The sequence below is a fragment of the Streptococcus infantis genome (assembly GCF_047465185.1).
GTDB classification, from domain to species: domain Bacteria; phylum Bacillota; class Bacilli; order Lactobacillales; family Streptococcaceae; genus Streptococcus; species Streptococcus infantis_O.
In genome coordinates, this window is record NZ_JASHAJ010000001.1 from 691188 (window position 1) to 698684 (window position 7497).

The 7497-nt window shown below is 35.7% G+C and carries 7 protein-coding genes; all 7 read right to left on the reverse strand.

From position 1 onward, the window contains the following. Positions 1–9: 9 nt before the first annotated feature. Complete coding sequence (locus QM382_RS03495) at positions 10–2733, reverse strand: MBL fold metallo-hydrolase (protein ID WP_414272446.1); 2724 nt, start codon at positions 2731–2733, stop codon at positions 10–12. Positions 2734–2870: 137 nt separating this feature from the next. Then, complete coding sequence (locus QM382_RS03500; protein WP_414272447.1) at positions 2871–4748, reverse strand: LPXTG cell wall anchor domain-containing protein; 1878 nt, start codon at positions 4746–4748, stop codon at positions 2871–2873. A gap of 245 nt (positions 4749–4993) precedes the next feature. Further along, a complete protein-coding gene (gene rpsU / locus QM382_RS03505; protein ID WP_000048054.1) occupies positions 4994–5170 on the reverse strand; it encodes a 30S ribosomal protein S21 in 177 nt (58 codons plus the stop codon). Between the two features lie 110 nt (positions 5171–5280). Next, the gene (locus tag QM382_RS03510) at positions 5281–5604 is read right to left on the reverse strand and encodes a hypothetical protein (protein ID WP_178895171.1); all 324 of its coding nucleotides are present in this window, start codon (positions 5602–5604) and stop codon (positions 5281–5283) included. A 32-nt stretch (positions 5605–5636) separates the two neighbouring features. Then, on the reverse strand, positions 5637–6266 hold the full coding sequence (locus QM382_RS03515; RefSeq protein WP_414272449.1) for a class I SAM-dependent methyltransferase: 630 nt from the start codon (positions 6264–6266) through the stop codon (positions 5637–5639). Positions 6267–6371: 105 nt separating this feature from the next. Continuing rightward, positions 6372–7079, reverse strand: coding sequence for a glucosamine-6-phosphate deaminase (locus tag QM382_RS03520; RefSeq protein WP_049495524.1), 708 nt, complete (start codon positions 7077–7079; stop codon positions 6372–6374). Between the two features lie 149 nt (positions 7080–7228). Continuing rightward, on the reverse strand, positions 7229–7497 hold a 269-nt coding region (locus QM382_RS03525), incomplete at its 5' end, for an LPXTG cell wall anchor domain-containing protein (RefSeq protein WP_414272450.1).

A 7497-nucleotide genomic window follows, 5' to 3' on the forward strand; every position in this document is an offset into this window, starting at 1 on the left:
AAGAAAATATTAAGAGGCTTTATCACCACTAGCAGGAATTGATTTATCTTCACTAGTTGTTGCTATTCCAGCTTTAGGTTCAACAGTTGTTTCCTGTGTTGTCTGTTCCTGAGTCGTTTCCTCAGCAGTAGTTGTTTCTGTTGTAGAAGTAGTAGTTGTTGTTGTCGTTACACCATTAGGCAACCATCTACCTTCACCGTCAACTTTGTAGCCATCAGGAGTTGTTCCATTGCGAAGCATTGCACCACTTGCTTTGAAGTAATACCATTCGCCTTTTTCTTGAATCCAACCTGTTTTCATTTCGCCAGCGTTGTTAAAGTAATAGTTTTCTCCAGAAACTTCATGAATTCCTGTAACCATTTTTCCAGTTTCATGGTCTAAGAAGAACCATTTGCCAGTGTACTTGAACCAACCGATTTCTATAGCACCAGAAGCTCTATGATAGTACCAATCTTTACCGTCATATACCCAACCAGTTTCCATAGCACCACTTCCATTGAAACTATATTGAATACCGTCAATTTCTTGTCGACCAGTAACCATTGCACCGTCTTTATAATTCAAGAAGTACCATTTACCGGTATCTTTAATCCAACCTCTTTTCATTTCGCCACTAGCTGCGTAATAGTACCATTTACCATCGGTTTGTTTCCAACCAGTTTCCATAGCACCACTATCTTTGAAACTATATTTTTGACCATCGATTTCTTTGACGCCTGTGACCATGACTCCGTCTTTTAGATCTAGGTAATACCATTTACCAGCATCTTTAATCCAGCCTTTTTTCATTTCACCGCTAGTTGCGTAATAGTACCACTTGCCATCTGTTTGCTTCCAGCCTGTCGCCATAGCACCGCTATCTTTAAAGCTATATTTTTGACTATCGATTTCTTTAATGCCTGTGACCATTTCTCCGTCTTTTGGTTCTAGATAGTACCATTCATTATTATATTTTAGCCAGCCTTTTTTGAGTTCACCGCTAGTTGCATAATAGTACCATTTACCATTTGAAGTTTCCCAACCTGTCGCCATAACTCCACCGTCATTAAAACGATATTGGATGCCATCAATTTTCTTCACCCCAGTAGCCATTTCTCCAGTTTTTGGATCTAGATAATACCATTTACCTGCATCTTTAATCCAACCACGTCTCATTTCACCTGAAGCACTAAAGTAATACCATTTATTCTGACTGTACTGCCATCCTGTCCCCATTTCACCGATTTGATTGAAATAGTAAAATTTTCCATCAATCTCTTTGAAACCAATGGTCATATTCCTATTTTCATCAAGGTAATACCATTTGTTTCCAATTTTGTTCCAAGATAATGGTTTACCTTCATTAGAGAGAGCTCCTGTATTATCAAAGAACAAGGCTGTGCCATTGACGGTTCTAGTTCCGGTTTGCATGACTCCTTTTTCATCAAAATAGTAAGTTTTTCCATTGATAATAGCCAATTCAGCTTCCATTCGATATCCTTTAGTATTAACATAATACCAATGACCATCAAGAAGGAGCCATTCAGATGTTCTTAAGCGCCCCTCTTTATCCATATACAAGGATTTAAGGTTTCCCTCCGCATCAAAATCTTGAATCCATTTATTTTGCTGCAACTGACCTTTACCATTGAAGAAATAACGATTTCCATCAAATGTATGCCAGCCAGTAGCCATTTGTCCATCACCAAAATAATATTTCTTAAATCCATCTTCAGTTACCCAACGTGCACTTGTACTTTGAATATCTGGAAATTCTTGAGAAATGTTATTAATGCCATCTTTTGTGATATCAAATACTGTCGCATCTTTTCGGTCGCTTGATGCATGAACGAGTTGAACATTCATTTGCTTCAATTTATCTCTAGTTGCTTGAACGTTAATATCCAACCCCGTTGTTTGTACAACTATAGATGGCGAAAGATTATTAAGAAAATTAATACTATTTGAAACTTTTCCGTCAAGGTGATGGTTCCATTTCATCAAATCAACTTTCCCAATTTTTGGTCCTAATCGATCTTCAGCTCCATAAACATTATCAAGGTCCCCACCTAAATAAATTTTCTTGCCATTAACTGTAATCACAGAAACAATGGAATTTGGATTATCATCATATACTTTCTTTAATTTTCCATCTGGGCCATATTCATTCTTATAATTATAGAGTTGGATATCCATGTCGCCAAATTTGAAATGACTATCTTTTTCAGAGATATCCTGTACAACATTAACCCCATATTTTTTTGCAGCATTTAATGCATTATTATAATTAAAGAGATTATCCCACAATCCCCATTGACTAGAAATACGATCATCTGAATATCGTTTTAGATAAAACTTATCCACCTTATATCTTTGTAGAACTTCATCTGCACCACCAATATGATCACTGTGAACATGAGTACCAAGTATAAAATCCAACTTTTTAACACCTAATTGATCTAAGTGGCGGAAAAGTCTATCTTCAATTGCGTAGAAATTCGATGTCGTTGTTCCAAATCTTAATGGGTATAGTGGATTACTACCATCCGGAAAATCATAGTCTTCCCCCATGTCAATCAGCGCGTAATGCCCATTGCTTTCAAGCAAAATGGCATCTGTTCCTGGACTCCCCTTTGTATTGATAAAGTGAACTCTATTCACACCAGATTGCGAAACAGTATCTGCTTCTACTTTTGCTCCCATACCTAGGATTATAAATGCTCCCAAAGCTACTGCGGTTTTCACTTTTTTCATTGTAAAGCCCCCATAAAGATTTCCTGTTCATATAATTAATTATACCAAAAAAATTACAAAAAAGGGACTAGACAATAAAATATTGCCTAATCCCTTCTAATTTTTTAACAGTTTAATTAAATCATAAATAATGCACTTTAGTTATCTTGTTTCTTTAAGCCCAAGACTCCAAGACCAGCTACCAAGAGTGCTACACCAGTTGCAAACAATGATTCCTTAGAACCTGTATTTGGTAATTCCTTTTTAGGTTCAGATGTTGTAGACGTAGTTTCAGGTCTTGTTTCTTCAGTTGTTTTACCTGAAGGAGTTTCTTCACTTGATTTACCTGGAGTTGTCTCAACTGTTGTAGTAGTGGTAGTTGATTTTTCTGTAGTTGTTGTAGTTGTTGTTGGCTCTTCTGTCGTTGTGGTTGTTGAAGTAGTCCTTGGCTCTTCTGTCGTTGTGGTTGTTGAAGTAGTCCTTGGCTCTTCTGTTGTTGTAGTTGTTGTCGAAGTAGTCCTTGGCTCTTCTGTCGTTGTAGTTGTTGAAGTAGTCCTTGGCTCTTCTGTCGTTGTGGTTGTTGAAGTAGTCGTTGGCTCTACTGTTGTTGTCGTGGTAGTTGTAGTACTAGTTGTTGTTGTCGTAGTTTGTTCAACTTTTTTATACCAGTGGATACGATTTCCTTCACGATCTTTTTCTGTTTTTACAAACTCATAACCATCAATGGTAGCTGGATCTTTCCAACCCTTATCCTGTGGTTTAAGATTTTCTTTTGTATCGATATCTTTGTAGTCTGTTACAAGCGTATCAAGAACTAATTGTGCACCTGCAGAATCATTAATGATACGGTAAATATAGATACCCTTTGAATCTTTCCAATCAATAGTTGCCGTAGCTACTTTCGAAACATCATATTGCATTTTTTCAAGATCAATCTTAGATTTATCGATGATATTAATACGGTTTTGACCAACACCGAAGAATACACCTAATTCTTTTGGAACATCTCCTGAAATCATTTCCATTGTTATTTTCTTTTCAGAGATAGAAGTTACTTTGAATGTTGGCTCAACACCTGTCGGGAATACATATGCGCCATATTCATTGACTTCATATGTACTATATACAGGCAAGATAAATCTTGAAGTAAAAGTATCTCCAACTTTGAGTGCAGTATCACCACTTGTTTTCCACTCGATACCTGAAGCATCATTGAATTCTAACTCAACAGTTGAACCAACTTTCATACCTTCACTTCCACGAACTTGGAATTCTGTATATGTTTCATATGAGCCATCTGCATTGAACTTAATTGTATTTCCAGAAGGTGGCATGTTAATTGAGTTTGTATCGGTTGCAAATTGTTCTACTTTCGGAATATCTACTGTACTTGTCACAGAAGAAGACCCCACTTTAATCACTTGGTTTAAAGTGTAGTCTTTATTTGCGATTACGGCTCCATTATAAGCGTTATCTGATTTAATTTGGAACTTGACTTGTTTCAATACATCTGGTTTTTCAGCTTCAATAGCTTTCGTAAATGTAATTTTTAATGTCGCGCGTGTTGATTCCAATTGAGCTTGTCGCATTTGAGCTGTATCGTTTGAACCTTGACGTGCTTTATTGACGTTTTCAAACGAAACAATTGAAATTTTACCAATTGTCTTACCTTCGTAAGTGACATCCTTGCCATTTAATTGATTTAAGATAGCGACGTTTTCTAATGTAACTGTAACATAGTCGCCTTCTTTCACATCATCTTCTGTAATTGAAAAAGAAAGGTCTACATCTGTATAGTATTCAAAGTATTTAATGTCATGGTTTTTTATGGTACCAGTCACTTCTGCAGCTACTTCTCTAGCTTCACGTGCAGGAGTTTCTATAGTTGTTGCTGCTTCAGCACTTGTTGTAGAAATTTGCTCAGCCGTCGTTGTTTCTTCGGCAGTGATAATTTCTTGACTTTGAAGCACAGCCAAAAGCACTCCAGTAGACAACAAAGTGATCAATAATTTTCCAAACCTTTTCTGGTTTTTCATCCCTATTTACCTCCGTGTAAAATTACACTATTTTAGCATAATTTTACTCTATTTTTCAATTAAAATCAACTAAAACGAATGATTATTTTAAATGCCAAATAAAAGTAAATAGAGTTATAATATTCAGTTATTACACCCTTAAGTTTGATTTTTATCCAATTCCTAAATAATCATTGAAACATGTAAAATTATTCGGGTCTTAAGAATACAAAAAAGACTAGACAAGCCTAGCCTTTCATTTTAAATTAGAATTTTTTACGTTTACGAGCTGCTTCTGATTTACGTTTACGTTTTACAGAAGGTTTTTCATAGAATTCACGTTTGCGTGTTTCTTGAAGAGTACCAGCTTTAGTAACCGCACGTTTGAAACGACGAAGTGCATCGTCAAGAGATTCATTCTTACGTACTACTGTTTTAGACATTTTTTTCACTCCCTTCAAGTTCAAGATCTATTCTATTTTACATGGATAATGAATAAATGTCAAGGGGAAGCCTACATTTATTCCTATTTTCCAGTTTATTAATTACTTTCTTACCTATACTTTATCAAATCATACAACTTTGTTACTGCTTGTTCAAAAGATTCAATATATTCCCAATATTCATCAGGAAGATTTGAAATCTTACTCAAGTCATTGCTATCAAAATGATATACCAGATGACGAAGAATTTGATTTTCAATAAAATGCAAATCCCTCAGCTGATCTATACTAATAGAATCGATCTTTTCTACGTAGTGACATAAATTAGCCAGCGACTGCCTATCAAATACTTTTTCCTCGTGTAAATAATAGAGAAAGCTTTGGTTTTCAGCCTTTTTATTATCTTCTATCAAATTCCTATTCTTCGTATTCATTCTGATTCCTCCTGTAAAAGATTTTAAAAAAGCTACTTTTTAACAAATCCTTTACGAATTTTATAAAGGATCCACGATCCCTTTCTTTGACTAGTTACGAGCTCAAAGCCTACTGATAACAAGAATCGTCTAAATGCTTCTTCACTTTGAACCTCTGGTAAAAAGTAAGATAACTTGTTATATTCACAAGCCAGTAAGAGCATCCCGTCTGATTTGAGTATTCTTCGAATTTCCATAAAAGAAGCCTCTAGATTCTGCCAATGAAAATGAGTTTGAAAGGCTGTGATTAAATCAACACTTTCATCAGAAAAACCTGTCTCCCTAACGTCTCTTCGTTCAAAATTTAGATTAGTCATCTCTATCTGTTTGGCTTGAGCTATTGCGGTATCTGAAATATCGATTCCAGTTATAGTACTTTGCGGAAAAATTTCTTTCAGTAGGATGGTTGAACGGCCGTTCCCAACTCCTACATCTAAGATTACAGGGTAAAATGTCCTATCCAGATGACGAATTGCCCATACAAACATGGGGAGATAGGCTCTATTCCACAATTTCATCATTCGTTTTCCTAGAGTACCTGAAGGGTTCTTTGATTGCTGAATGAGACGACAAAACAGTAACATTAAAAGTAAAAAACAAATAAAACCGATTATATAAATCAAAGTTCGAACCTCCTCTATATAGCTATATTATAACACTTTAGCAGGATAGTGAACATTTGAAGTAAAAAACCACTCACTACAAAGAGCAAGTGGTTCGTGAATTTTTTATTTTTCAAGTAGGCTAAGTGCTCCAGCATCTGCAATAATAGTTACATCTGGATGGTTTTGCAAACTACTTGCTGGAAGACTTTCAGTAACTGGACCTTCAACAGTTCCAGCGATGGCTTCTGCCTTAGATTCACCATAAGCAAAGAGAAGAATAGATTTTGCATCTAGAATATTTTTAATTCCCATTGAGATAGCCTGTGTTGGTACATCTTCAATCTTATCAAAGAAGCGAGCATTTGCTTCAATAGTAGACTGATCAAGATCTACAAGGTGGGTTTGACTATCAAATGGAGTTCCTGGCTCATTAAATCCAATATGTCCATTTCGGCCAATTCCCAAGATTTGTAAATCTACTGGATGATCTGCAAGAATTTGATTATAACGTTCTACTTCTTCTTCTGCATTATCTTTGACACCACGAGGTAAAAAGCTTTCTTTGAATGGCTTTTTATTGAATAGATTTTCTTGCATAAAGTAACGATAAGATTGTGGGTTATCTCCATCAAGACCTACATATTCGTCCAAGTTAACACTTGTAAGATTTGAAAAATCAAGGTCACTCTTAACGATTTCTCCATAAAACTCAAGTGGACTGCTACCTGTCGCAAGTCCTAATGTTTGAGCACCGTTTGCTAACTTTTCTTTTAAAATTTCAAAAGCTACTTTTCCACCTTCTTCAGGATTTTTTACTTGAATAACTTTCATAATTGTTCCTCCATATTTCTTTATTTTATTATATGGTATAGACCAATTTTTGTCAAGTGTAAATGGTTTAATATTTTAAATTTATAGGATAAAGTTAAGTAAAAAAAGAAGACTAAACTAGTCTTCTCTTTTTTAACTGTCAGAATGAATTAGTCTTCTTTTTTCTTTCTTGACAAAGCATAACCGGCAGTAGCTAAACCAATAAGTGCTGAATAAGTCATGAATGATTGTTCAACTGAACCAGTATTTGGCAATGATTTCTTAGATGATTCTGGTTTTGGCTCTGGTTTTGGCTCTGGTTTTGGTTCTGGCTTAGGCTCTGGTTTTGGTTCTGGCTTAGGCTCTGGTTTTGGTTCTGGCTTAGGCTCTGGTTTTGGTTCTGGCTTAGGCTCTGGTTTTGGTTCTGGCTTAGGCTCTG

Excerpts from the sequence above, each read along its gene's own strand:
- QM382_RS03500 (WP_414272447.1), bottom strand. The coding sequence starts at position 4,748 with ATGAAAAACCAGAAAAGGTTTGGAAAATTATTGATCACTTTGTTGTCT.
- QM382_RS03510 (WP_178895171.1), bottom strand. The coding sequence starts at position 5,604 with ATGAATACGAAGAATAGGAATTTGATAGAAGATAATAAAAAGGCTGAA.
- QM382_RS03495 (WP_414272446.1), bottom strand. The coding sequence starts at position 2,733 with ATGAAAAAAGTGAAAACCGCAGTAGCTTTGGGAGCATTTATAATCCTA.
- QM382_RS03520 (WP_049495524.1), bottom strand. The coding sequence starts at position 7,079 with ATGAAAGTTATTCAAGTAAAAAATCCTGAAGAAGGTGGAAAAGTAGCT.
- rpsU (WP_000048054.1), bottom strand. The coding sequence starts at position 5,170 with ATGTCTAAAACAGTAGTACGTAAGAATGAATCTCTTGACGATGCACTT.